This is a genomic window from Wenjunlia vitaminophila DSM 41686 (assembly GCF_000380165.1).
Lineage (GTDB): Bacteria > Actinomycetota > Actinomycetes > Streptomycetales > Streptomycetaceae > Wenjunlia > Wenjunlia vitaminophila.
The window spans coordinates 96,948-122,867 of sequence record NZ_KB904652.1; the positions used below are offsets into that span (position 1 = coordinate 96,948).

The following is a 25,920-nucleotide window of genomic DNA, read 5'->3' on the forward strand; positions in this document are numbered from 1 at the left end:
TGACGTGACCGAGTCGAGACCGCCGCGTCCCGGGCAGCCCGGGGGAGCCGAGGGGCGCCGGCGCACACCGGGTTCCCGCCCGGTTCCGCCCCCCGCGGGACGGTCGGGCGCGGCCCGCTCGGCGGGGCGCAGGTCCGGCGGGGAACGGTCCTCGCCGGCGGGCGGTGCCGGGCCCCGTGAGCCCCAGCCCGCCAGGCGCCCGTCCGCGCAACCCCCCCGTGCCGGCTCACCCCGTGCCCAGGGACCGCGTGCCCAGGGACCGCGCGCCGCGGCCCGCCCGGCCGCCCCCCGCCCCCGGTCCGGCTCCGCGGGCGGACGTCCCCCGCGCGCGCCGCTCGGCACCCGCCCGCTGCGCCTCGCCAACCACCGACCCCGGCTGCGGCTGATCTCCATGGGGCTGGCCATGGTGCTGGTGGTCTTCGTCGGGCGGCTGCTCCAGCTCCAGGTGGTGGACGCCTCCGCGTACGCCGCCAAGGCAGCCGTCAACCGTTACGTCGAGGTGCCGCTGCCGGCCGACCGGGGCGCCATCACCGACCGCAACGGTGTGCGCCTGGCCACCACCGTGGACGCCTATGACATCACCGCCGACCCCTACCTGTTCACCCCCGAACAGGCCGGGACGCCGGACGCCCCGGCCCGGGCCGCCGCGCTGCTCTCGCCGGTCGTCGGGGTGGACCGGGCGACGCTGGAGAAGAAGCTGTCCACGCCGGACTCCCGCTACGTGCTGCTGGCCAGGCAACGCAGCCCGCAGGCCTGGAAGAAGATCAAGGACCTGAAGGCGTCGCTGGCCGGCGCCACGGGCGGCAACGTGCTCGCCGGCGTGTTCGCCCAGGAGCACAGCAAGCGCGTCTACCCCGCGGGCGACCTCGCCGCCGGGGTGCTGGGGTTCGTCAACACCTCCGGCGAGGGCGGCGCCGGTCTCGAGCAGGTGCTCCAGGACAGGCTCTCCGGCAAGGACGGCAAGCGCACCAACGCCAGGGCCGGCGGGCGGCAGGTCTCGGGCGCGGGGACGCGCGAGCAGCCGGCGGTCCCGGGGGAGGACGTCGAACTCACCCTCGACCGGGACATCCAGTGGGCCGCGCAGGACGCCATCACCCGGCAGGTGGAGGAGTCGGCGGCGGACCGCGGCTACGTCATCGTCCAGGACACCCGCACCGGCGAGGTCCTGGCGATGGCCTCCGCACCCGGGTTCGACCCCAACGACTACGCCCGGGCGGACCCCGAACAACTGGGCAACCCCGCGCTGCAGGACGCCTACGAACCCGGCAGCGTCAGCAAGCTGATGACCATGGCCGCGGTGCTGGAGGAGGGCGTGGCCACCTGGGACACCAAGATCACCGTACCGAACACGCTGCGCCGCGCCGACCGGGTGTTCCACGACGACATCGACCACCCCACCTGGTACCTGACCCTCAACGGGGTGCTGGCCAAGTCCAGCAACCTGGGCACCATCACCGTGGCCGAGGCGCTCGGCGGGGACCAGGCGGAGTCCAACCGCATCCTCCACCGCTACCTGCGGAAGTTCGGGATCGGGTCGAAGACGGGCGTCGGCCTGCCGGGGGAGACCCAGGGACTGCTGGCGTCCCCGGAGGACTGGAACGCCTCCCAGCAGTACACCATCCCCTTCGGACAGGGACTCTCGGTGAACGCCCTCCAGTCCACCTCGGTGTTCTCCACGGTCGCCAACGGCGGGGTGCGGGTGGAGCCGTCCCTGATCAGGGGCAGCACCGGGCCGGACGGGAAGTTCGTGCCGGCGCCCGCGCCGAAGAAGACCCGAGTGATCAGCGAGCGGAACGCGAAGACGCTCTCCCGGATGCTGGAGTCCGTGGTCGGGGACGACCAGGGGACCGGTACCCGGGCGCAGATCCCCGGCTACCGGGTGGCGGGTAAGACCGGCACGGCCAACCGGGTGGATCCGGTCACCGGGCAGTACTCCGGTTACACGTCCTCGTTCCTGGGCTTCGCCCCCGCGGACAACCCCCGGCTCACCGTCTCCTGCGTCATCCAGAACCCCACCCGCGGCAGCTACTTCGGCGGCCAGATCTGCGGGCCGGTGTTCAAGAGGGTCATGGAGTTCTCGTTGAAGACACTGAAGGTGCCACCGACCGGAACCAAGGCGTCCGCGCTGCCGGTCGAGTTCACTCCGGGACCCGGGTGAGCTCCAGGTGACAACGGTCACACCACACGGACCCGAGGACTCCGGTTCCTCCGACCCCGGGCGGCGGACCACCCCGGGGGAGCAGCCCTGCTTTCGCGGCGAGCCCGGGCCGACCGGTACTCTCACCGCCGTGCCGAACCCAGATCAGCCCCGTTCCGGGCCCGGGCCGGGGAACGGACGCCATGGTGCGCCCCGCCCCACCCAGGTCCGTGCCAAGCCCCTGGACGAACTGGCGGACCGGCTGGGGGTGCCGCGCCCAGGTCCGGCGTCCAGCCCGTGCCCCGAGGTCACCGGGATCACCCACGACTCGCGCGCCGCCCGGCCGGGGGACCTGTACGCCGCGTTGCCGGGCAGCCGCTTCCACGGTGCGGACTTCGCCGTCCAGGCCGTGGACCGGGGGGCGGTGGCCGTGCTCACCGACCCGGCGGGGGCGGCCCTCGCCGCCGCGGACGTGCCGGTGCTCGTGGTGGACGACCCGCGGGCGGTGATGGGCGAACTGGCCGCCGCCATCTACGACCGGCCCGGCGACGACCTCCTGCAGATCGGCGTCACCGGGACCTCGGGCAAGACCACCACCGCCTACCTGCTCGAGGGGGGGCTGCGGGCGGGGGGCCGGCTGACCGGCCTGGTGGGCACCGTGGAGACCCGGGTGGCGGACGAGCGGTGGGGCAGCGAGCGCACCACCCCCGAGGCCACCGACCTCCAGGCGCTGTTCGCGGCAGCCCGCGAGCGGGGGGTCGGCGCGGTGGCGATGGAGGTGTCCAGCCACGCGCTGGTGCTGGGCCGGGTGGACGGCGTCGTCTTCGACGTCGCCGTCTTCACCAACCTCAGCCCGGAGCACATGGAGTTCCACACCGACATGGAGGACTACTTCCGGGCCAAGGCACAGTTGTTCACCCCGCGGCGCAGCCGGGTCGGCGTGGTCAACCTCGACGACGAGTACGGCCGCCGGCTGGCCGCGCAGGCCACCGTCCCGGTCGTCACCTACTCGGCCGAGGGCTCCACGGAGGCCGACTGGCGCGCGCAGGACGTGGTGCTCGGTCCGCTGGGCAGCACCTTCCGGGTGGTGGGCCCCGGTGTGGACGCCGCCGCCTCGGTGCCGCTGCCCGGCGGGTTCAACGTCGCCAACGCGCTCGCCGCGGTCGTGGCGCTGGTCACCGCCGGGGTGCCGGCGAGCCAGGCGATCACCGGGGTCGCGCAGGTGCCCGGGGTGCCCGGCCGGCTGGAGCGGGTGGACGCGGGCCAGCCGTTCCTCGCCGTGGTGGACTACGCGCACAAGACGGACGCGGTGGAGTCGGTGCTGCGCACCCTGCGCGGCGTCACCAAGGGCGCCCTGCACGTCGTCGTCGGCTGCGGCGGCGACCGGGACCCGCACAAGCGCGGCCCGATGGGTGCCGCGGCGGCCCGGCTCGCCGACACCGCCGTGTTCACCAGCGACAACCCCCGGTCCGAGGACCCCCTGGCGATCCTGTCCGCCATGCTCGCCGGAGCCGCGGGCGTCCCCGCCCACGAGCGGGGCGCGGTGCTGGTCGACGGGGACCGCGCGGCGGCCATCGCCACCGCGGTGGCCCGCGCCCGTCCGGGGGACACCGTCCTGGTCGCCGGAAAGGGCCACGAACAGGGCCAGGAGACCGCGGGTGTGACCCGCCCGTTCGACGACCGACAGGTGCTGCGCGAGGCCATCGAGGCCCGCTGCGACCGCCGGGCCGGCGCTGCCGACCCCGGGGACCCCCACCACGGCGGTGCCCGACAGGTGAGCGGCGGACCGCCGCCCGTCCCGTCCGGTGGCCATCACCGCCCGCCCACCGAGGGTGGCCGGGCCAGTTGAACCACAACACGGAGAACCAGTGATCCCACTCACCCTCGCCGAGATCGCCCAGGCGGTCGGCGGGAGCATGCACGACATACCGGACCCGGCCGCCCGAGTGACGGGGCCGGTCGTCCTGGATTCCCGTACGGTGAAGCCGGGCGGCCTCTTCGTGGCGTTCTCCGGGGAGAAGGTCGACGGGCACGACTTCGCCCGGCAGGCCGTCGCCGACGGGGCCGTGGGAGTGCTCGCGGCCCGGCCGGTCGGCGTCCCCGCCGTCGTCGTCGAGGACGTCACCGCTGGTCTCGGGGCGCTGGCCCGGCTGGTGGTGGAACGGCTCGGTGCCACCGTCGTCGCGCTCACCGGCTCCGCCGGCAAGACCAGCACCAAGGACCTGATCGCCCAGTTGCTGGAGCGGATCGGGCCCACGGTGTACCCGACGGGCTCCCTGAACAACGAGATCGGGCTGCCGCTGACCGCGCTGCGGGCCGAGCTGGGCACCCGCCACCTGGTCCTGGAGATGGGGGCGCGCGGCATCGGACACATCCGGTACCTGACCGGCCTCACCCCGCCCCGCATCGGGGTGGTGCTCAACGTGGGCACCGCGCACATCGGCGAGTTCGGCGGCCGGGAGGCCATCGCCCAGGCCAAGGGCGAGCTGGTCGAAGGGCTCCCGCCGGACGGTCTCGCCGTGCTCAACGCCGACGACCCGCTGGTGGCCGCGATGGCCACCAGGACCCGGGCCAGGACCGTGCTGTTCGGCGAGTCGCCCGAGGCCGAGGTGCGCGCCACCGACGTCCGGTTGACCACGGCCGGGCACCCGAGCTTCACACTCCGCACACCCCAGGGTTCGGCCGAGGTGACCCTGCGCCTGTACGGTGAGCACCACGTGTCGAACGCGCTCGCCGCGGCCGCCGTATCCCGTGAACTCGGCATGCCTGTCGAGGAGATCGCGACCGCACTCTCCGAGGCGGGCGCCCTGTCCCGCTGGCGCATGGAAGTCATCGAGCGCGCGGACGGCGTCACGATCGTCAACGATGCCTACAACGCGAACCCGGACTCCGTGCGGGCCGCGCTGCGCGCGTTGGCCGCGATGGGCGCGGGCCGCCGCACCTGGGCCGTGCTCGGGGAGATGGCGGAGCTCGGGGACGACTCGCTCGCCGAGCACGACGCGGTCGGACGGCTCGCCGTCCGCCTCAACGTCACCAGGCTGGTGGCGGTGGGCGGTCGCGAAGCCGCCTGGCTCGACATGGGTGCCAAGAACGAGGGTTCGTGGGGTGAGGAGTCGGTGCTGGTGTCCGACGCGGATGCGGCGATCGACCTGTTGCGCACACAGGTGCGCCCGGGGGACGTCGTGCTGGTGAAGGCGTCGCGGGCAGTGGGTCTCGAACGGGTCGCGACGGCGCTCGCCGCCGAGGCCGGCCCGCCCCCTGACGGGGGCGGCGGCGCCCGGGTGGCCGGGAGCGAGGACGAGGGCGGCCGGTAATGAAGCAGATCCTGTTCGCCGGTGTCATCGCCATGTTCCTGTCCCTGATCGGCACGCCGCTGGCCATCCGGCTGCTGGTGCGCCGCGGCTACGGCCAGATGATCCGGGACGACGGCCCGCAGGGCCACCACAGCAAGCGGGGCACGCCCACCATGGGCGGGGCGGTGTTCATCCTGGCCACGCTGCTCGCCTACGTGGGGGCGAAGGTCATCACGTTGAGCGAGCCGACCGTCTCGGGCCTGCTGGTCCTGTTCCTGATGGCGGGGATGGGCGTGGTCGGTTTCCTCGACGACTACATCAAGGTCGCCAAGCAGCGAAGCCTCGGTCTGCGGGCCAAGGCGAAGATGGCCGGCCAGCTCATCGTCGGCATCGCGTTCGCGGTGCTGGCACTGCGGTTCGCGGACTCCGGGGGGCGGACGCCGGCGGAGGACCGGCTCTCGTTCACCCAGGACTTCGGCTGGTCCCTGGGACCGGTGATCTTCGCGGTCTGGGCGCTGTTCATGATCCTGGCCATGTCCAACGGGGTGAACCTGACGGACGGTCTGGACGGCCTGGCCACCGGTGCCTCGGTGATGGTCTTCGGCGCCTACGTCTTCATCGGCGTCTGGCAGTACGGGCAGTCCTGCGCCCACGAGGCCACCGCGGGGCCCGCCTGTTACGAGGTCAGGGACCCGCTCGACCTGGCCATCGTCGCCTCGGCCCTGATGGGCGCGTGCTTCGGCTTCCTGTGGTGGAACACCTCACCAGCGAAGATCTTCATGGGCGACACCGGCTCCCTCGCTCTCGGCGGCGCCCTGGCCGGCCTGGCCATCTGCTCCCGCACCGAGCTGCTGCTCGCGATGCTCGGCGGCCTCTTCGTGCTGATCACCCTCTCCGTGATCATCCAGGTCAGCTCCTTCCGGATGACCGGCAAGCGCGTCTTCCGGATGGCACCGCTCCAACACCACTTCGAACTGAAGGGATGGAGTGAAGTCCTGATCGTGGTCCGGTTCTGGATCATCCAGGGCGTCTGCGTCGCCGTCGGCATCGGGATCTTCTACGCGGGGTGGCTGGCCAAGTGAACTGGGAAGAGCAGCGTGTGTGCGTGGCCGGGATCGGCATCACCGGGGTCAGCGTCGCGACCACGCTGCTCGGCCTCGGCGCCCGGGTCACGGCGGTGGACGGCGGGGCGGGCGCCAGGCTCCAGGACCGCGCCGACGCGTTGGAAGCGGCCGGCGCCGTCGTCCGGCTCGGCGACGCGCAGACGCTCCCGCAGGACAGCACCCTGGTCGTCACCTCGCCCGGCTGGCGACCGGACAGCCCGCTGTTCGCGGCGGCGGCCGACCGCGGCGTGCCGGTGTGGGGGGACGTGGAACTGGCGTGGCGACTGCGCGGCCCCGACGCCGCCGAGTGGCTGGCGGTCACCGGGACCAACGGCAAGACCACCACGGTGCGCATGCTCGCCTCGATCCTGGAGGCGGCGGGCCTGCGCACCGCGGCCGTCGGCAACGTGGGCACCCCGATCCTGGACGCGGTGACCTCGCGGGAGCCGTACGACGTCCTCGCCGTCGAACTGTCCAGTTACCAGTTGCACTGGGCGCCCTCGGTGCGGGCGCACTCCGCGGTGGTGCTCAACGTGGCCGCCGACCACCTGGACTGGCACGGCTCCATGGACGCGTACGCCGCGGACAAGGGCCGGGCGTACGAGGGCAACCGGGTCGCCTGCGTGTACAACACCGCCGACCCCGCCACCGAACGCCTGGTCCGCGGGGCCGACGTGGTGGAGGGCTGCCGGGCTGTGGGCTTCACCCTGGGCAGCCCGGGCCTTTCCGAGCTGGGCGTGGTCGAGGGCATCCTGGTGGACCGGGCCTTCGTGGAGAACCGGCGCACACACGCGCAGGAGCTCGCCGAGGTCACCGACCTGGCCTGGCCGACCGGCGACGAGGTCGTGGACGGGGGCGTTCCCGGCCCCGCGCCGGCCCCGCACAACGTGGCCAACGCGCTGGCCGCGGCCGCCCTGGCCCGCGCCTACGGGGTGCCCGCCACCGCCGTCCGCGACGGCCTGCGCGCGTTCCGCCCGGAGGCGCACCGGATCGCCGTGGTGGGCACGGTCGGCGGGGTCACCTACGTGGACGACTCCAAGGCGACCAACCCGCACGCCGCGGCCGCCTCCCTGGCCGCGTTCGACCAGGTGGTGTGGATCGCCGGCGGGCTGGCCAAGGGGGCGGACTTCCACGACCTGGTGCGCCGGGCCCGCCCCCGGCTGCGCGGGGCGGTCCTGATCGGTGCCGACCGGCACCTGGTCCGCGACGCGCTGACCCAGCACGCCCCGGACGTGCCCGTCGTGGACCTCGACCAGACCGACACCGGGGCGATGGCCGCGGCGGTGCACGCCGCGACCCGGTTGGCCCAGCCGGGCGACACCGTCCTGCTGGCTCCGGCCTGCGCCTCGATGGACATGTTCGTCAACTACGGGGAACGCGGGGACGCCTTCGCCGCGGCGGTGGCCGACCTCCGGTAGCGGCCCACCCGCTGCGGCTGGTTCGTAGAGGGGCGGGAGCGGGTGTGTCGGTGGCCGACCTCCGGTAGCGGCCCACCCGCTGCGGCTGGTTCGTAGAGGGGCGGGTCCGCGGGTGCGGTTTTGGTCGTGGCCGGGTTGGGTGTGTCCGGGGCGGGCCGGGGCGTCTGCGGCATAGGGTCCCGTCTGGTGGCCCGTGCCGGCCGCGGCGCCAGGTTCGGGCTGATTGGGTTGGCCCAGGTTGGGCCAGGGACGCGGAGGGGACACGCATGCCGGACCAGCGAACCGGAGGACCGCGCGCCGGGCGCAGCCGCGTCCCCCCGGCCCGGCCGCCCGCCCGCCGCCCCCGCCCCGCGGCCCGCCCGCCCGCCAGGGCCACCGGTGCCACGCCGCTCGGCGGGCTGCGGCGCTCCGCCGCCCAGGCACGCCGCTCGTTCGACCGCCCCCTCACCGCCTACTACCTGATCCTCGGCGGCAGCCTGCTGATCATCGTGCTGGGCCTGGTGATGGTCTTCTCCGCCTCGCAGATCAAGGCCCTCCAGGCGGGACTGCCCTCCACCTACTTCTTCGTCAAACAACTGTTCGCAGCCTCTCTCGGCTGCGTGCTGCTGCTGGTCGCCTCCCGGATGCCCGTGCGGCTGCACCGCGCGCTGGCGTACCCGCTGCTGCTCTGCTCCGTCTTCCTGCTGCTGCTGGTCCAGGTCCCCGGGGTGGGCCACGCGGTCAACGGCAACCAGAACTGGATCTACCTGGGCGGGCCGTTCCAGCTCCAGCCCAGTGAGTTCGCCAAGCTGGCGCTGGTGCTGTGGGGCGCCGACCTGATCGCGCGCAAGCACCGGACCCGCCTGCTCACCCAGTGGAAGCACCTGTTGGTCCCGCTGGTGCCCGGGGCCATGGTGCTGCTCGGCCTGATCATGCTGGGCGGGGACATGGGCACCGGGATGGTCCTGGTCGCCGTGCTGTTCGGGCTGCTCTGGATGGCCGGCGCCCCCGGCCGCCTCTTCGGCGGGACGCTGGCCATCGCCGTCGTCCTCTCGGTGGTGCTGATCAGGACGAGCGCCAACCGGATGGGGCGGCTGGCCTGCCTCGGCGCCACGGAACCCGGGCCGAACGACCAGTGCTGGCAGGCCGTGCACGGGATGTACGCGCTGGCCTCCGGCGGCTGGTTCGGCAGCGGGCTCGGAGCCAGTGTGGAGAAATGGGGGCAACTGCCAGAACCACACACCGACTTCATCTTCGCCGTGACGGGGGAGGAACTGGGGTTGGCGGGGACGCTGTCCGTCCTCGCTCTCTTCGCGGCTCTAGGCTATGCGGGTATCCGCGTGGCCGGACGCACGGACGATCCCTTCGTCAGGTTCGCCGCGGGAGGAGTGACCACCTGGATCACGGCCCAGGCAGTGATCAACATTGGTGCGGTGCTCGGCCTGCTGCCGATCGCCGGAGTGCCCCTCCCGCTGTTCTCCTACGGGGGTTCGGCGCTGCTGCCGACCATGTTCGCCGTCGGCATGCTGCTCTCCTTCGCGAGGAGCGAGCCCGCCGCGCGAGCGGCGCTGGCCGCGCGGGGCCCAGGGGTGCTAACTCGGACCAAGGGGCGGCTGTTGTGGAGACGGCCACCCGGAGAGCGGTGAAATTCGGTGCATGTCGTGCTTGCCGGCGGAGGGACCGCCGGCCACATCGAGCCCGCGCTCGCCCTCGCGGACGCCCTGCGCAGGCAGGATCCGACCGTGGGGATCACAGCGCTCGGCACGGAGCGGGGCCTGGAGACCCGGCTCGTCCCCGAGCGCGGCTACGATCTCGCGCTGATCCCGGCGGTCCCGCTGCCGCGCCGCCCGACCCCGGAGCTGATCACGGTCCCCGGGCGGCTGCGCGGCACCATCAAGGCGGCCCAGGACATCCTGGAGCGCACCAAGGCCGACTGCGTCGTGGGGTTCGGCGGGTACGTCGCCCTGCCCGGCTACCTGGCGGCCAAGCGGCGCGGGGTGCCGATCGTGGTCCACGAGGCCAACGCCAGGCCCGGCCTGGCCAACAAGATCGGGTCCCGCTACACCAGCTTCGTGGCCGTCAGCACCCCCGACAGCAAGCTGCGTGACGCCCGCTACATCGGCATCCCCCTGCGCCGCTCCATCGCCACCCTGGACCGCGCCGCGGTGCGCCCGGAGGCACGCGCCGCCTTCGGCCTCGACCAGAACCTGCCCACCCTGCTGGTCTCCGGGGGCTCCCAGGGCGCCCGCAGGCTCAACGAGACGGTGCAGGCCGTCGCGCCGCGCCTCCAGCAGTCCGGCATCCAGATCCTGCACGCCGTGGGGCCCAAGAACGAGCTGCCGGTGGTGGACCACATGCCCGGCATGCCGCCCTACCGTCCGGTGCCCTACCTGGACCGGATGGACCTCGCCTACGCCGCGGCCGACATGATGCTCTGCCGGGCCGGCGCGATGACCGTCGCCGAGCTGTCCGCGGTGGGCCTGCCCGCGGCCTACGTGCCGCTGCCCATCGGCAACGGCGAGCAGCGGCTGAACGCCCAACCGGTGGTCAAGGCCGGCGGGGGACTGCTGGTGGACGACGCCGAGCTGACCCCCGAGTGGGTGCTGTCCCACGTGGTGCCCGTGCTCAGCGACCCGCACCGGCTCTACGCCATGAGCCACGCGGCGTCGGAGTTCGGCCGACGGGACGCGGACGAGCTGCTGGTCGGCATGGTGCGCGAGGCAGTGGCTGCGGGCCGGGCAGGATAGGCGGACGACACCACCGAGGATCACCAGGGACGGGCGGGCGTGGCGGGATCGACGACCAGCGAGCGCGCGGGGCACGGTGCGGGACCTGACCGCTCCGCGGGTGCCGGCTCGCCCCGGCGCCGCCCCCGGCTGCGGGCCCGTCCCCCGGTTCCCGGCGAGGAACTGCCGGGCCACGACGCCCCGGCACCGCCCCCCGCCGGGTCCCCGCCCCGGGCGGTGCGGTCGCGGCGCAGACTGCTCGTGCTGCTGCTCGTGCTCACCCTCCTCGGTGGGGGCGGGGTCTGGGTGGTCTACGGCACGTCGCTGTTCGAGGTGCGCGAGGTGCGGGTCACGGGGACCGAGGCGTTGGCCCCGTCCCGGGTGCGTGAGGTCGCGGACATCTCGCCGGGCGGCCCCCTGGCGGCGGTGGACACCTCCGCGGTGGCCCGTCGGCTGCGCGGGGAACTGCCCAGGATCGAGCGGGTCGAGGTGGAGCGGTCCTGGCCGCACACGGTGCTGCTGAAGGTCACCGAACGCCGCCCGGCCGTGGTGCTGCGCCGCGGCGCCGGATTCACCGAGGTGGATCGCCGGGGCGTCGGGTACGCCACCGTGGAACGGCCCCCGGCCGGCGTCCCCCTGGTCAACCTCGCGCCCCGTCGCCAGCAGGACTCGTCGGGCCGTGGCCGCACCGCCCTGCTGCGGGCGTCCGCCCGGGTCGCCGCGGCGCTGCCCGAGGAGGTGCGGGGGCAGGTGAAGTCCATCGACGTCCGGTCATATGACGAGATCCGGCTGCGGTTGTCCGGGAAGCGCACCGTGGTGTGGGGGAGCCCGGAGGGCCGTGACGCCAAACGGGGCGCCCTGCTCGCGCTGATGAAGGCCGTCCCCGACGCGACGCGCTACGACGTCAGTGCCCCGTCCGCTCCCGCGGCGGCGCGCTGACCCGCGTCACCGGGGTGCCCCGGGGCGGTTCCGCCCGGAGGGGTGTTGAGCCGTACTGCCGTGCCACGAGCGGGAGTTGACTGGTTCCCTGCGTTCGTTCCCACCCCGGCTCGCCTGGCCAGGGGCTGATCACATAGGGTCAAAAGAAAAACGGGAGGTTCGGCGTGTTCGTTGAACGCGGCACGCTTGTCGACTTAGTGTCCTGTCTCAACGCAGCATAAGAGACAGGCGTACTGATAACCCTAAACCTCAAGGTTAGGGTTGGGGTCGGCAGTGAGAAACCCCTGAGCACGCGAAATCCAACGGCATAAGCCGCCAAAGCGTCACCGCCAGGCGGCACGTAACTCGAGGCGAGAGGCCTTCGACGTGGCAGCACCGCAGAACTACCTCGCAGTCATCAAGGTCGTCGGCATCGGCGGCGGTGGCGTCAACGCCATCAACCGGATGATCGAGGTCGGTCTCAAGGGCGTCGAGTTCATCGCGATCAACACCGATGCACAGGCCCTGCTGATGAGCGACGCCGACGTCAAGCTCGACGTCGGTCGTGAGCTGACCCGCGGTCTCGGGGCCGGCGCCAACCCCGAGGTCGGCCGGAAGGCCGCCGAGGACCACCGGGAGGAGATCGAGGAGGTCCTCAAGGGGGCCGACATGGTCTTCGTCACCGCGGGCGAGGGTGGCGGCACCGGCACCGGCGGGGCGCCCGTGGTGGCCAACATCGCGCGCTCGCTGGGGGCGCTGACCATCGGTGTGGTCACCCGCCCCTTCACCTTCGAGGGGCGCCGCCGGGCCAACCAGGCCGAGGACGGGATCGCCGGGCTGCGCGACGAGGTGGACACCCTCATCGTCATCCCCAACGACCGCCTGCTGTCCATCTCGGACCGCCAGGTCAGCGTGCTGGACGCGTTCAAGTCCGCCGACCAGGTGCTGCTGTCGGGTGTGCAGGGCATCACCGACCTGATCACCACGCCCGGCCTGATCAACCTGGACTTCGCCGACGTCAAGTCCGTGATGTCGGAGGCCGGCTCCGCACTGATGGGGATCGGCTCGGCGCGCGGTGACGACCGGGCGGTGGCCGCGGCCGAGATGGCGATCTCCAGCCCGCTGCTCGAGGCCTCCATCGACGGTGCCCGAGGAGTGCTGCTGTCCATCTCCGGCGGCTCCGACCTCGGTCTTTTCGAGATCAACGAGGCGGCGCAGCTCGTCAGCGAGGCGGCCCACCCCGAGGCCAACATCATCTTCGGCGCGGTCATCGACGACGCCCTCGGCGACGAGGTCAGGGTCACCGTCATCGCCGCGGGCTTCGACGGGGGCCAGCCGCCCACCAAGGGCGGAGGCCGGGACAAGGTGCTCGGCTACAGCGGTACCCGGACCGAGGAGCCCGCGGCGTCCACCGGGACGACCGCCGCCCGGCTGGGCGAACCGGCCAGGACGTCGTCGTTCGGTGGTCTGGGCAGCGTCCCGCCGCGCTCGGAGGAGCCGCAGCCCGAGCCCGAGCTGCCGACGCCCCCGCCGAGCCCGCCCCAGGTCCCGGCCGCGCGGCCCTACCACCAGGACACAGCCGAGGAGCTGGACGTCCCCGACTTCCTTAAGTGACCATCGGGGCGTGATAAGCCAGCGGTTCGACAGCGGCGGCGCGCACTTCGCCTTCACCGATCGGTGGGGTGGGGTGAGCGCCGCTCCCTATGACCAGCTCAACCTCGGCGGGGCGGCCGGGGACGACCCGGGCGCGGTACGCGCCAACCGGGAGCTGGCGGCCACCCACCTCGGTCTCGACCCGGCCGCCGTGGTGTGGATGAGGCAGGTGCACGGCCGGGACGTCGCCGTGGTGGACGCACCACCGGGCGACGCCGACGGCGCGGCCCCGACCTGTGCCGCCCCGGCCTCGGGAACCCCGGACGCCGGGGTGGACGCCGTGGTCACCACCCGGCGCGGTCTCGCCCTCGCCGTACTGGTGGCCGACTGCACTCCGGTCCTGCTCGCGGACCCCGTCGCCGGCGTCGTCGGCGCGGCGCACGCCGGACGGCCGGGCCTGCTGGCCGGAGTGGTGCCCGCGGTGGTCGAGGCGATGCTCGCCCAGGGCGCGGAACCGTCCCGGATCGTCGCCGCCACCGGCCCCGCCGTCTGCGGGCGGTGCTACGAGGTGCCCGAGGAGATGCGCGCCGAGGTCGCCCGGGCCGTGCCCGAGGCACGGGCCACGACGAGCTGGGGCACGCCGGCGTTGGACGTCCCGGCCGGGGTCCACGCGCAACTGCGCCAGCTCGGCATCCCGTCCGGGCGGAGGTCCACGGTCTGCACCCTGGAATCGACGAATCATTTCTCCTACCGGCGTGAGCGGACCACCGGCCGCCAGGCCGGTTACGTCTGGCTGGGCGGCGAGTAAGCCCCGGTGATGACGAGAAGCCAGACGAGTGAGCGGGTTGACCGATGGGGCTGCGACAGGTGAGCGGTCGGACTGAACGGGGGAACGGGTGAGCGGCGAGGAGCGGGTGAACGAGCGGCACCAGCAGGAGCGTGGACCGCGGTCCGAGCGCCGTGCGGAACTGGCCGCGAACCTCGCCCGGGTGGAGGAGCGCATCGCCGCGGCCTGCGCCGCCGCCGGGCGGCACCGGGACGAGGTGACCCTGGTCGTGGTCACCAAGACCTACCCGGCGGACGATGTGCGGTTGCTGTGGGAACTCGGTGTGCGGCATGTGGCCGAGAACAGGGACCAGGAGGCCGCGGGCAAGGCACAGGCTTGTGCTGACACCTCGTTGACCTGGCATTTTGTCGGACAGTTGCAGACCAACAAAGTACGATCGGTCGTCAGCTATGCGGATTATGTGCATTCTGTCGACAGGGTGAGGCTGGTCACGGCGCTCTCGGCGGCCGCCGTCCGCCAGGGTCGGGAGATCGGCTGTCTGCTCCAGGTGGGCCTGGAGGGCGGGGTCCCGGACGGGAACGGAGCCGGTGGCGGTCCGACGGGCGGCGGGCGGGGCGGTGCCGCGCCCGGGGAGATCGACCGCCTCGCTGACGCGGTGGCAGGTGCCCAGGGGCTGCGCCTGACCGGCCTGATGACGGTGGCTCCGCTGGAGGGGCCGTTCCGGGGGCGGCCCCGGGCGGCGTTCGAGGCACTGGGGGAAATCTCATCCCGGGTGCGGGCGGTCCATCCGGCTGCAACCATGGTCTCCGCAGGGATGAGCGGGGACCTGGAGGACGCGGTGGCGGCGGGGGCGACACATGTCCGCGTCGGTACAGCGGTACTCGGCGTACGGTCCCGGCTCGGGTAACGTCACGCAAAGTCGGACCACAGCAAAAAATCATGGTCTGTCCCGGCGGAACCGGGCGGGCCTGTGGATCGTGGTACCACAGTGCGGGCCGATCCACCACGGACGGAGGGTTCTGAGCATGGCCGGCGCGATGCGCAAGATGGCGGTCTACCTCGGCCTCGTGGAGGACGATGGGTACGACGGCCGGGGATTCGACCCCGACGACGACTTCGAGCCCGAACTCGAGCCCGAACGCGAGCGGGTGCCGCGGCAACAGGAAGAGCCGACACCGAGGGTGGCACACCCGCCGGTCCGACAGGAGCCGCGAGTGGCGCCAGTGGCATCCATCACACCTGAGCGCCACAGTCTGGAGAAGAACGCACCGGTGATCATGCCCAAGGTCGTGTCCGAGCGAGAGCCCTACCGGATCACCACTTTGCACCCCAGGACCTACAACGAGGCCCGTACGATCGGGGAGCACTTCCGTGAGGGGACCCCGGTCATCATGAACTTGACGGAGATGGACGACACGGACGCGAAGCGACTTGTCGACTTTGCCGCGGGGTTGGTGTTCGGCCTGCATGGCAGTATCGAGCGCGTGACACAGAAGGTGTTCCTGTTGTCGCCTGCTAACGTCGATGTCACGGCGGAGGACAAGGCCCGTATCGCCGAGGGCGGGTTCTTCAACCAGAGCTGAGTCCGGTAGGCAGTTCCGGGCCGATCTACGAGTGGGGAGTGGAGCGCACGATGGGCGTCACGCTGGAGGTGATCTACATCGTGCTGATGTGCTTCCTGGTCGTCCTGATTTTCCGATTGGTGATGGATTACGTCTTCATGTTCGCCCGTTCGTGGCAACCGGGGAAGCCGATGGTGGTGGTCCTCGAAGCCACCTACACTGTCACCGATCCGCCGCTCAAGCTTTTGCGGCGGTTCATACCGCCGCTTCGTCTCGGGGGCATGGCGCTCGATCTGTCCTTCTTCGTACTGATGATCATCATCTGGATCCTGATTACCGTCGTGAGGAGCCTGATGTGAACGATGCGGGCTCCCGATATGTCGACGATCACGTTGAGGTGAAGAGATGCCGTTGACCCCCGAGGACGTTCGGAACAAGCAGTTCACGACCGTCCGTCTCCGCGAAGGCTATGACGAAGACGAGGTCGACGCCTTCCTCGACGAGGTCGAGGGAGAGCTGACCCGCCTGCTGCGGGAGAACGAGGACCTGCGGGCCAAACTGGCCGCGGCGACTCGGGCCGCGGCGCAGAGCCAGCAGCAGCAGATGCGCAAGCCGGAGCCGCAGGACAGGCCCAACGCCCCGGTCCCCGCGGCCATATCCGGACCACAGCCTGTCCCGCCGCAGCACATGGGGCCGCCCCAGCTTCCCGGCGCCCCGCAGCTCCCGGCAGGACCGGCTGGCCACGGCCCCCAGGGCCACCCCAACCAGGGCCACCCCAACCAGGGCCACCCCAACCAGGGGCATCCGCCGCAGGGGCTCGGCCCCGGCCCGGGTATGGGTCCCGGCGGCCCCGGCCCGCACATGCCGCCCCCCGGCGGTCCCGGCGGGGACAGCGCCGCCCGCGTCCTCTCCCTGGCGCAGCAGACGGCGGACCAGGCGATCGCCGAGGCGCGGTCGGAAGCCAACAAGATCGTTGGTGAGGCCAGGAGCCGCGCCGAGGGCCTGGAGCGCGACGCACGGGCCAAGGCGGACGCCCTGGAGCGGGACGCCCAGGAGAAGCACCGGGTGGCCATGGGCTCGCTGGAGAGCGCGCGGGCGACCCTGGAGCGCAAGGTCGAGGACCTGCGCGGCTTCGAGCGCGAGTACCGCACCCGGCTGAAGTCCTACCTGGAGAGCCAGCTACGGCAGTTGGAGAACCAGGCCGAGGACTCGCTGGCTCCCCCGCGGACCCCGGCGGCGGCGTCCCTGCCCGCCCCCTCGGGGATGGGCGGCGGTTCCATGGGTGGCGGCTCGATGGGCGGCGGTTCGATGGGGGCCCCCTCCATGGCCCCGGCCGGCGCCGCGATGGGCCACAGCATGGGTGCCGGCAGCCACACCATGGGCGGCCAGCAGATGAGCGGCGGTCACAGCAACGGCCACGGCCAGCCCATGGCGCCGTCGATGACCCAGCCGATGGCCCCCGTGCGCCCGCAGGCGCCCCAGCCGCTCCAGCAGGCGCCCACGCCGATGCGCGGCTTCCTGATCGACGAGGACGACAACTGACCCGTCGCCCCTGACGAACAACAAGGCTCCGGCCCGGGGAATCCCCGGGCCGGAGCCTTGTTGTGGTTACTGGTCCGCGCGGCGGAGCCGGAAGGTCAGGCCGAGGGAGTCCTCGTGGAACGCGGGGCCGAACGCGTCGGCCTCCTCGCCCTGGCCGAAGTCCGTGGCCAGCACCTCCTCGGACACCAGACCGGCGTGTTCGGTCAGCGCGGCGGCGGTGTCCGGGTCGGTCGCCGTCCAGCGCAGGTGGATGCGGTCGGTGATGTCCAGGCCGCTGTTCTTGCGGGCCTCCTGGATCAGCCGTACCGCGTCCCTGGCCAGCCCCGCCCGCCGCAGTTCCTCGGTCACGTGCAGGTCCAGGGCGACGGTCGCGCCGGACTCGCTGGCCACCGCCCAGCCCTCGCGCGGGGTTTCGGTGATGATGACCTCCTCCGGGCTGAGCGGCACCTCCTCGCCGTCCACCTCCACCGACGCGGTCCCGGCGCGCAGTGCCCGGCCCAGCGCCGCCGCGTCCGCCACGGCGATCGCCCTGGCCACCGGCTGGGTGCTCTTGCCGAAGCGCCGGCCCAGCGCCCGGAAGTTGGCCTTGGCGGTGGTCTCCACCAGCGAGCCGCCCATCTCGCTCAGCGAGGCGAGCTCCGCGACGTTCAACTCGTCGGTGATCTGGGCCCGCAGCTCGTCGTCGAGGTCGGCGAAGCCCGCGGCGGCGACCAGGGCGCGGGACAGCGGCTGACGGGTCTTGACCCCGGAGCCGGCCCGGGTGGCCCGGCCTAGCTCGACCAGCCGGCGGACCAGCGCCATGTCCCGGGAGAGCCCCGGCACGACGAGGTCGGCGTCGGGCTCTGGCCAGGTCGCCAGGTGGACCGACTCCGGGGCCGTGGGGGTGACCGGGCGGACCAGGTCCTGCCAGACCCGTTCGGTGATGAACGGGACCAGGGGGGCCAGCAGCAGGGTGACCGTCTCCAGCACCTCGTGCAGGGTGGCGAGCGCCGCCGGGTCGCCCTTCCAGAAGCGGCGCCGGGAACGCCGCACGTACCAGTTCGACAGGTCGTCGACGAACGCGGAAAGCACCCGGCCCGCGCGCTGGGTGTCGAACCCGTCCATCGCCGAGGTGACCTCGCTGACCAGCGTGTTCACCTCGGACAGCAGCCAGCGGTCGAGGACCGGGCGGTCGGCGGGCGCGGGGTCCGCGCCGCTGGGGGCCCAGCCCGAGGCGCGGGCGTACAGGGCCTGGAAGGCGACGGTGTTCCAGTAGGTGAGCAGGGTCTTGCGCACCACCTCCTGGAGGGCGGTGTGCCCGACCCGGCGGGCGGACCACGGGGAGCCGCCGGCGGCCATGAACCAGCGCACCGCGTCCGCGCCGTGCCGCTCCATCAGCCCGATGGGCTCCAGGATGTTCCCCAGGTGCTTGGACATCTTCCGGCCGTCCTCGGCCAGGATGTGCCCCAGGCAGACCACGTTCTCGTAGGAGGAGCGGTCGAACACCAGGGTGCCCACGGCCATCAGCGTGTAGAACCAGCCCCTGGTCTGGTCGATCGCCTCGCAGATGAACTGCGCCGGGTAACTCCGCTCGAACAGCTCCTTGTTCTGGTACGGGTACCCCCACTGGGCGAACGGCATCGAGCCGGAGTCGTACCAGGCGTCGATCACCTCGGGCACCCGGGTGGCCGTCGCGGTGCAGCCCGGTTCCGGGCAGGGGAAGGTGACCTCGTCGATGAACGGGCGGTGCGGGTCGAGCGCGGCCAGGTCCCGGCCGGTCAGCCCGGACAGTTCGGCGCGCGAGCCGACGCAGGTCAGGTGGGACTCGGCGCAGCGCCAGACCGGAAGCGGGGTCCCCCAGTAGCGGTTGCGGGACAGCGCCCAGTCGATGTTGTTGTTGAGCCAGTCGCCGTAGCGGCCGTGCTTGACCGTCTCCGGGAACCAGTTGGTGCGCTCGTTCTCCCGCAGCAGCGCGTCCTTGACCGCGGTGGTGCGCACGTACCAGGACGGCTGGGCGTAGTAGAGCAGCGCGGTGTGGCAGCGCCAGCAGTGCGGGTAGCTGTGCTCGTAGGTGACGTGCCGGAACAGCAGGCCACGCTCCTGGAGGTCGGCCACGAGCGCCTCGTCGGCCTTCTTGAAGAAGACCCCGCCGACCAGGTCCACCTCCTCGGCGAAGGTGCCGTCCGGGCGGACCGGGTTGACCACCGGCATGCCGTACGCCTTGCAGGTCTGGAAGTCGTCCTCGCCGAATGCCGGGGCCTGGTGGACCAGGCCGGTGCCGTCCTCGGTGGTGACGTACTCCGCGGTGACCACGTAGTGCGCGTCCGGGATGTCCACCAGGTCGAACGGGCGCCGGTAGGTCCAGCGCTCCATGTCCCGGCCGGTGAACGTCTCCCCGGTGGCCGTCCAGCCCTCACCGAGCGCCTGACCCAGCAGGGACTCGGCGACCACCAGCTCCTCCCTGCCGTCGGTGGCCACCACGTAGGTGACGTCGGGGTGGACGGCGACGGCGGTGTTGGACACCAGCGTCCACGGGGTGGTCGTCCAGACCAGCAGCGCCGCCCGTCCGGACAGCGGCCCCGAGGTGAGGGGCAGCCGCACGTACACCGACGGATCGACCACCGTCTCGTAGCCCTGGGCGAGCTCGTGGTCGGACAGGCCGGTGCCGCAGCGCGGGCACCAGGGGGCGACCCGGTGGTCCTGGACCAGTAGCCCCTTGTCGAAGATCTGCTTGAGCGACCACCAGACCGAGTCGATGTACTCCGGGGCCATGGTCCGGTACGCCTGGTCCATGTCCACCCAGTAGCCCATGCGCTCGGTGAGCTCGGCGAAGGCGTCCACGTGGCGCAGGACCGACTCCCGGCACCTGGCGTTGAACTCGGCGATGCCGTACGCCTCGATGTCCTGCTTGCCGGAGAAGCCCAGCTCCTTCTCGACGGCCAGTTCCACCGGCAGGCCGTGGCAGTCCCAGCCGGCCTTGCGGGTGACGTGGTGCCCGCGCATGGTCTTGAACCGGGGGAAGACGTCCTTGAAGACCCGGGCCTCGATGTGGTGGGCGCCGGGCATGCCGTTGGCGGTGGGCGGGCCCTCGTAGAACACCCACTCGGGGCGCCCCTCGGACTGCTTGAGGGAGCGGGCGAACACGTCGTTCTCGCGCCAGAACCTGAGCACCTCGTGCTCGAGCGCGGGCAGGTCGACCTGAGCGGGGACCTGGCGGTACTGCGTCATGGGGATGCCTCCGGCGGAACGTCACTGCTTCCGTCAGAGGGACGAGCCCGGTCCCGCGCCGCTTCGGCGCGGACGGTCCCGCGGTACCACCCTCCTTGGCCTCGGCCAGCCGCGCCGGGACCCACTCGCTTCGGTCGCGGGGCCGGGTCTACTCGCCCGGACCTCCGGGCTTTCTTCCGGCGGCTCCGGGGTGATCTTCACGCCGCGCACGCCCCCGGGCTCGCACCGTCCCCGGATCGCTGGTGGCTGCGTGCGGCGCTACTCGTCCCCATCCACGCCTTCCGCGGACCCCAGTGTAGTGGGAACGGGGGAGTCGCCGCGTGCCGTTTGTCGGGGGGCGCACGGTGGCCGGGGGGTGGTCCGAACGGCGGAGTGGCGGCGTCCGGAAAGCGGAGGGAGGGATTACCCGTGCGGCGGATGGGCACAAAGCAGGCAGGCCATGCGCCGAAGCCGGGCGGACGGTACGGGCGGCGCGCCCCGTTGCTGATGAGCCCGGGTCGATTTATCGTTCCGGCACGATTCGCGGGCAAGATCACCTATGCGAAGGGGTCGCGGCGATGGCGGACCAGAACCCGGCGGTCGACGACTCCGGGCCGGACGGGCGGGGCCGGGGCGGAGCCGGAGGGGACACCGCGGCGCGGCCGGCCCCGACCGGACCCGCATCCGATCAGGGGGAGGGACCGAGCGTGATCGACAGGACCACTGCGACGACGGGAGCCAGGCCGGTGGCGGCGAAGAAGAAGGCGACTGCTGTTTCGACCCCGGCCGCGCCCAGCGCGGTGCCCAAGGCCAGGGGAACGGGGCCGGTGAGCCCGGAGGACCTGCCGGTCCGCCCCGGGGAGGACCCCTGGACCCAACAGGAGCTCGACGAACTCCGTGCCGGGCTCATGGAGGACGTGGGACGGCTCCGCGAGGAGATCGTGGTGGCCGAGGAGTCGATCTCCGGCCTGTTGCGGGACTCGGGTGACGGCGCGGGTGACGACGACGCGGACACCGGCACCAAGAACATCTCCCGCGAGCACGAGATGGCCCTGGCGAACAACGCCCGGGAGATGCTGGCCCAGACCGAGCACGCGTTGGACCGCCTGGACACCGGCACCTACGGCTACTGTGAGTCCTGCGGCAGCCCGATCGGCAAGGCCAGGCTCCTCGCGTTCCCGCGGGCCACGCTCTGCGTGGAGTGCAAGCAGCGGCAGGAGCGGCGCTGACCGGTTCGGACGTTTGTGCCGTACGCTCTTTCCTCGTCAGGCACGGTTGCGGGGTTAGGGCTGAGGACTCACGTGGCGAAGGCGGAGCGGACCATCGGTACGCCAGATTGCGACGACGACGGACCGGATGACGGCGGGGACGCGCGGGACAGCCCGCGCCGCCCCGACGAGCAGCCGCAGGACGAGCCGGCGCCGCAGTCCGCGGCGCCGCGCGGGCACCGGCGGATCGTCGCGCTGCTGGCCGTCGCCCTGGTGGCGTACGCGCTGGACCTGGGCACCAAGCTCGTCGTCGTGGAGAAGCTCGAGGGCAGGCCGGCCATCGAGGTGATCGGGACGTACCTCCGGTTCGACGTGGTGCGCAACCCCGGGGCGGCGTTCGGCCTCGGTGAGGCACTGACCATCGTCCTCACGGTGATCGCGGCGTCGGTGATCGTGATCATCGCCCGGATCGCGCGCAAGCTGTACAGCCTGCCGTGGGCGATCGCCCTGGGGCTGCTGCTCGGTGGTGCGCTGGGGAACCTCACCGACCGGGTGTTCCGGTCCCCGGGGGTGTTCCGCGGCGAGGTGGTGGACTTCATCGCCCCGGCCAACTTCGCGGTCTTCAACCTCGCGGACTCGGCGATCGTCTGCGGCGGGTTCCTGATCGTGCTGCTGTCGTTCCGCGGCTCCTCGCCCGACGGCACGGTGCACAGGGACTGACCCCCCGAGCCGGCCGTCACGGGCGGGCCGGCGTGCGGGTGCGCGGGTCCGGCATACTCGACCGGGTGAGCACGCTTCCGCAGACCCGTAGCCTTCCGGTACCCGACGGCCTGGAAGGGGAGCGCCTGGACGCCGCGCTCGCCCGTTTGTTCGGCTTTTCCCGCACCAAGGCGGCGGAGCTCGCCGCCACGGGGAAGGTGCTGCTGGACGGCTCGGCCGCCGGCAAGTCCGAGCGGGTGCGGGCGGGGTCCTGGCTCGAGGTGGAGCTGCCGGCGCCGCCCGCCCCGGTGCAGGTCGTCCCGGAGTCGGTGCCGGGGCTGCGGGTCGTGTACGACGACGACCACGTGGTGGTCGTGGACAAGCCGGTCGGCGTCGCCGCGCACCCCAGCCCCGGCTGGACCGGCCCCACCGTGATCGGCGGCCTCGCCGCTGCCGGCTACCGCATCTCCACCTCCGGCGCCGCCGAACGGCAGGGCGTGGTGCACCGCCTCGACGTCGGTACCTCCGGACTGATGGTGGTCGCCAAGTCCGAGATCGCCTACACCCTGCTCAAACAGCAGTTCCGCGAGCGGACCGTGGACAAGCGCTACCACGCGCTGGTGCAGGGCCACCCCGACCCGATGCGCGGCACCGTGGACGCGCCCATCGACCGGCACCCCCAGCACGACTACAAGTGGGCGGTCGTCGCCGAGGGCCGGCCCAGCGTCACCCACTACGACGCCATCGAGGCGTTCCGGGCCGCCAGCCTCCTGGACATCAAGCTGGAGACCGGGCGCACCCACCAGATCCGGGTGCACATGGCGGCGCTGCGCCACCCGTGCGTGGGTGACCTCACCTACGGCGCTGACCCCACCCTCGCCAAGCGGCTGGGGCTCACCCGGCAGTGGCTGCACGCCGTGCGCCTGGGATTCACCCACCCCGAGGACGCGCGCTGGGTGGAGTTCGTCAGCGACTACCCCCAGGACCTGGCCGGGGCCCTGGAGAAGGTGCGCGCGGACAGCGCCTGAGCCGGACCGGCCCACCGACCGCCGGTCGGGCCGGCGGGTTCCACCTCGGCAGCCGCGGGGCCGCTCGGTAGGACGTCGTTCTTTCCGGGCACCCATGCGGCGTGGAACAGCTCTCCGTCCTCTTCGTCGTCCTGTTCGCCGCGGTGGTGATGGTCCCGGTCGCGCAGCGCCTGAGGCTGCCCGCACCCGTGCTGATGACCCTGTTCGGCCTGGCCCTCGCGCTGCTGCCGTTCGTCCCGGACGTGCGGTTCCCGCCGCACCTGATCCTCCCGCTGGTGCTGCCCCCGCTGCTGTACGCGGGGGTGAACCGCACCACCTGGCGCCAGTTCCGGGCGAACCTCCGGCCGATCCTGCTGCTCGCGGTCGCCCTGGTCTTCGTGACCACGGCCGCGGTGGCCTCCGTGGCGAACGTGGTGGTGGCCGGACTGCCCCTGGCCGCCGCGGTGGCGCTCGGCGCGCTGATCGCCCCACCGGACCCGGTCGCGGCCACCGCGGTCTCCGGCCGGCTGAGGCTGCCACGCCGTCTGCTGTCCATCCTGGAGGGCGAGGGGCTGTTCAACGACGTCGCCGCCATCGTCATCTACCACGTGGCCATCGCGGCCGTGGTGACCGGCTCCTTCTCGCTGCCCGCCGCCGTGGGCTCCCTGGTCCTTTCCGCGGTGGTCGCCTGCGCCGTGGGGTTCGCCCTCGGCTGGATCGCCCACCGGCTGATGGGCCTGCTCGACGACCCCACCCTCCAGATCGCGCTGTCCCTGCTGGTGCCGTTCGTGTCCTACGCCACCGCACAGGAACTCCGGGGCTCGGGGGTGCTGGCGGTGCTCGCCACCGCCCTCTACCTCAGCGAGCACGCGGTCGGCGCCGACGAGGTGATCCGCAGGCTGGCCGGGCAGACCTTCTGGGAGATCGTGGAGACCCTGATCGCGGGCGTGGCGTTCGCCCTGATCGGCCTTGAGCTGCGCGGGGTGCTGCGCCAGGCCCGCGGCGAGTGGGGGGAGATGCTCGCCGACGCCGGGGTCGTGCTCGCCGTGGTGGTGCTGGTCAGGCTGGTGTGGCTGCTCCCCGCCGCCTGGCTGACCGCCCGGCTGCACCACCGTGAGGACGTCGCCGAGGAGACCCCCGGGAACTGGCGGGAGACGGTGCTGATGTGGTGGGCCGGCATGCGCGGGGTGGCCTCGGTGGCGCTGGCCCTCGCGGTTCCCGTGGAGCTGGACGACGGCAGTCCCTTCCCCCAGCGGGACGTGATCCTCTTCGTGGCGTTCGCCGTGGTGCTGTTCACGTTGGTCGGGCAGGGGCTGACGCTGCCCTGGCTGGCCAGGAGGATGCGCCTGCACACCGGGGTCGAGGAGCTCCAGGCGCGTGCCGAGTACGACCTGGCGATGCGGGCCAGCAGGGCCGCCTCCCACCGGCTGCGACAGCTCGAGGAGGCCGAGGACCTGCCGGAGGAGCTCTGCGACCGGCTGCGTTCCCAGATCCACGAACTGCTGGCCAGGGCCAGCCCGCAGGTGTGGGAGGAGGAGCAGGAGGAGGCCGTGCGCCAGCGGGCCCAACGGATGCGCCAGTTCCGGGAGCTCGAGGCGGAGCTGCTCTCCGTGGCGCGGCAGGAGGTGCTGCGGGCCCGGTCCGAGCCGGGAACGGACCCCGAGCTGGTGCACAGGGTGCTGCGCCTGCTGGACGTCCGCAGCGTCCGCGCCCGTGGGTAACAGGCCCTGGCTAGCAGCCCCCGGGCAGCGTCCCGGGTGCGCCGGTGGGGGGAGGGGCGACGTCGTCCCTCCCCCCACCGCCGTCTCACTTCAGCTGCTTGTCGACCAGGGCCGTGAACTCCTGCGGCGAGATCGCCGAGTCACTGTCCTTGATCACGTTGAGGTCCTCGCCGTTGAGCCGGATCGTGGGGGTGCTGTTGACCCCGCTCTTCTCGAAGGCGTCGGAGACCTTCTTCACCCACGGCAGGTACACCCCGTCCCGCACCGCCCGGTCGAACGCCGGGGTGCGCAGCCCGTCGACCTCGTCGGCCAGCTCCAGCAGGTGGTCCGCTGAGGCGTAGTCGTCGCTCCGCTCGTCGGGGTGGTTCTCGAACAGGACCTGGTGGTAGTCGGCGAACGCCTCGGGGCCGCGGTCCGCCGCCGCGCCCAGGGCGTTCAGGGCGGACGTGGAGCCCTTCCCGCCGAGCCGGTCGTCGAGGAACGAGGCGAAGTGGTACTCGACCTTGAAGCGGCCCTGGTCGGCGAGGTGGCGGACGGTCTCCCCGTTGGTCTGCTCGAACAGCGCGCAGTAGGGGCAGCGCGGGTCCTCGTAGATCTCCAGGGTGTTCTCGGCCTTGGGATCACCGTAGGTGATCACGGTGCCGTTGGTCCCGGAGGCGGCTGACGGCACCCGCAGCGGGCCCTTGGCCGCCGCGTCGTCGCCCCCGCCGCCGCCGGACCGGGACAGGGCCGCCCCGATCCCGGTGGCCAGGGCCACCACCAGCAGGGCGGACCCCGCAACGGTGACCTGGCGGCGGACCCGGCGGCGCCGGTCCTCCCGGGCCCGCTGTTCGGCCAGCCTGGCCCGGGCGGAGCCCGGCTTCCCGGCGCCGACGGTCCCGCCCGGACCGTTCCGGCGGGGGTTCCTGCTGTCTCCGCCGCCCTTGCCGTTGGAGGTGTCAGCGGTGGGGGTGTTCTTGGTGTTGCGCTTGCGCATGGTGGATCGCGTCCCGTCGCGTCGTGGGTGGGTGCTCCTGGCCGGGGAAGGCACCGCCTGGGACC

At 72.6% G+C, this 25,920-nt stretch carries 20 protein-coding genes; 18 read left to right on the forward strand and 2 right to left on the reverse strand.

Annotated elements, in window-relative coordinates; genetic code table 11:
• Positions 1-4: 4 nt before the first annotated feature.
• From A3IG_RS28695 to A3IG_RS0106160, 14 genes are all read left to right on the forward strand, one after another.
• Positions 5-2,158 carry a peptidoglycan D,D-transpeptidase FtsI family protein gene (locus A3IG_RS28695; RefSeq protein ID WP_078500081.1) on the forward strand — a complete coding sequence of 718 codons (2,154 nt, stop codon included), beginning with the start codon at positions 5-7 and terminating at the stop codon, positions 2,156-2,158.
• 7 nt (positions 2,159-2,165) lie between these two features.
• A complete protein-coding gene (locus tag A3IG_RS28700; protein ID WP_078500083.1) occupies positions 2,166-3,986 on the forward strand; it encodes a UDP-N-acetylmuramoyl-L-alanyl-D-glutamate--2,6-diaminopimelate ligase in 1,821 nt (606 codons plus the stop codon).
• A 19-nt stretch (positions 3,987-4,005) separates the two neighbouring features.
• The gene (locus A3IG_RS0106105; protein ID WP_018382660.1) at positions 4,006-5,451 is read left to right on the forward strand and encodes a UDP-N-acetylmuramoyl-tripeptide--D-alanyl-D-alanine ligase; all 1,446 of its coding nucleotides are present in this window, start codon (positions 4,006-4,008) and stop codon (positions 5,449-5,451) included.
• A complete protein-coding gene (gene mraY, locus A3IG_RS0106110) occupies positions 5,451-6,512 on the forward strand; it encodes a phospho-N-acetylmuramoyl-pentapeptide-transferase (protein ID WP_018382661.1) in 1,062 nt (353 codons plus the stop codon). Before A3IG_RS0106105 ends, mraY begins: the two co-directional genes overlap by 1 nt.
• A gap of 17 nt (positions 6,513-6,529) precedes the next feature.
• Positions 6,530-7,951: a UDP-N-acetylmuramoyl-L-alanine--D-glutamate ligase gene (gene murD, locus A3IG_RS0106115; RefSeq protein ID WP_018382662.1), complete on the forward strand. Its 1,422-nt coding sequence runs from the start codon at positions 6,530-6,532 to the stop codon at positions 7,949-7,951.
• Positions 7,952-8,217: 266 nt separating this feature from the next.
• Entirely contained in the window at positions 8,218-9,576 is a 1,359-nt protein-coding gene (ftsW, locus tag A3IG_RS0106120; RefSeq protein WP_018382663.1) for a putative lipid II flippase FtsW, read from the forward strand.
• 6 nt (positions 9,577-9,582) lie between these two features.
• The gene (gene murG / locus A3IG_RS0106125) at positions 9,583-10,677 is read left to right on the forward strand and encodes an undecaprenyldiphospho-muramoylpentapeptide beta-N-acetylglucosaminyltransferase (protein ID WP_026219946.1); all 1,095 of its coding nucleotides are present in this window, start codon (positions 9,583-9,585) and stop codon (positions 10,675-10,677) included.
• A 39-nt stretch (positions 10,678-10,716) separates the two neighbouring features.
• Complete coding sequence (locus A3IG_RS0106130; protein WP_018382665.1) at positions 10,717-11,595, forward strand: cell division protein FtsQ/DivIB; 879 nt, start codon at positions 10,717-10,719, stop codon at positions 11,593-11,595.
• Positions 11,596-11,961: 366 nt separating this feature from the next.
• A complete protein-coding gene (ftsZ, locus tag A3IG_RS0106135) occupies positions 11,962-13,188 on the forward strand; it encodes a cell division protein FtsZ (RefSeq protein WP_018382666.1) in 1,227 nt (408 codons plus the stop codon).
• Positions 13,189-13,198: 10 nt separating this feature from the next.
• The gene (pgeF, locus tag A3IG_RS0106140; RefSeq protein ID WP_018382667.1) at positions 13,199-13,975 is read left to right on the forward strand and encodes a peptidoglycan editing factor PgeF; all 777 of its coding nucleotides are present in this window, start codon (positions 13,199-13,201) and stop codon (positions 13,973-13,975) included.
• Positions 13,976-14,063: 88 nt separating this feature from the next.
• Complete coding sequence (locus A3IG_RS0106145; RefSeq protein ID WP_018382668.1) at positions 14,064-14,861, forward strand: YggS family pyridoxal phosphate-dependent enzyme; 798 nt, start codon at positions 14,064-14,066, stop codon at positions 14,859-14,861.
• A 118-nt stretch (positions 14,862-14,979) separates the two neighbouring features.
• Positions 14,980-15,537, forward strand: coding sequence for a cell division protein SepF (locus A3IG_RS0106150; RefSeq protein WP_018382669.1), 558 nt, complete (start codon positions 14,980-14,982; stop codon positions 15,535-15,537).
• Between the two features lie 50 nt (positions 15,538-15,587).
• Complete coding sequence (locus tag A3IG_RS0106155) at positions 15,588-15,875, forward strand: YggT family protein (protein WP_018382670.1); 288 nt, start codon at positions 15,588-15,590, stop codon at positions 15,873-15,875.
• A 46-nt stretch (positions 15,876-15,921) separates the two neighbouring features.
• Positions 15,922-17,058 carry a DivIVA domain-containing protein gene (locus tag A3IG_RS0106160; RefSeq protein WP_018382671.1) on the forward strand — a complete coding sequence of 379 codons (1,137 nt, stop codon included), beginning with the start codon at positions 15,922-15,924 and terminating at the stop codon, positions 17,056-17,058.
• Between the two features lie 66 nt (positions 17,059-17,124).
• Here the strand turns inward: A3IG_RS0106160 and ileS are convergent, their stop codons facing one another.
• Entirely contained in the window at positions 17,125-20,265 is a 3,141-nt protein-coding gene (gene ileS, locus A3IG_RS0106165; RefSeq protein WP_018382672.1) for an isoleucine--tRNA ligase, read from the reverse strand.
• A 686-nt stretch (positions 20,266-20,951) separates the two neighbouring features.
• On the opposite strand from ileS, the gene A3IG_RS28710 reads away from it, so the two are divergent.
• The 4 genes from A3IG_RS28710 (at position 20,952) to A3IG_RS0106190 (ending at position 24,879) form a co-directional block, all read left to right on the forward strand.
• Positions 20,952-21,473 (forward strand): TraR/DksA family transcriptional regulator, encoded by a 522-nt coding sequence (locus A3IG_RS28710; protein WP_407701010.1) that lies wholly within the window; start codon positions 20,952-20,954, stop codon positions 21,471-21,473.
• A 72-nt stretch (positions 21,474-21,545) separates the two neighbouring features.
• Positions 21,546-22,172: a signal peptidase II gene (lspA, locus tag A3IG_RS0106180; protein ID WP_018382675.1), complete on the forward strand. Its 627-nt coding sequence runs from the start codon at positions 21,546-21,548 to the stop codon at positions 22,170-22,172.
• Positions 22,173-22,237: 65 nt separating this feature from the next.
• Positions 22,238-23,179 carry an RluA family pseudouridine synthase gene (locus tag A3IG_RS0106185; RefSeq protein WP_026219950.1) on the forward strand — a complete coding sequence of 314 codons (942 nt, stop codon included), beginning with the start codon at positions 22,238-22,240 and terminating at the stop codon, positions 23,177-23,179.
• A gap of 101 nt (positions 23,180-23,280) precedes the next feature.
• Positions 23,281-24,879, forward strand: coding sequence for a Na+/H+ antiporter (locus A3IG_RS0106190; protein ID WP_018382677.1), 1,599 nt, complete (start codon positions 23,281-23,283; stop codon positions 24,877-24,879).
• Between the two features lie 85 nt (positions 24,880-24,964).
• Here the strand turns inward: A3IG_RS0106190 and A3IG_RS28715 are convergent, their stop codons facing one another.
• Positions 24,965-25,855, reverse strand: a complete 891-nt coding sequence (locus A3IG_RS28715; protein ID WP_018382678.1) for a thioredoxin domain-containing protein — start codon at positions 25,853-25,855, stop codon at positions 24,965-24,967.
• Between the last annotated feature and the right edge of the window lie 65 nt (positions 25,856-25,920).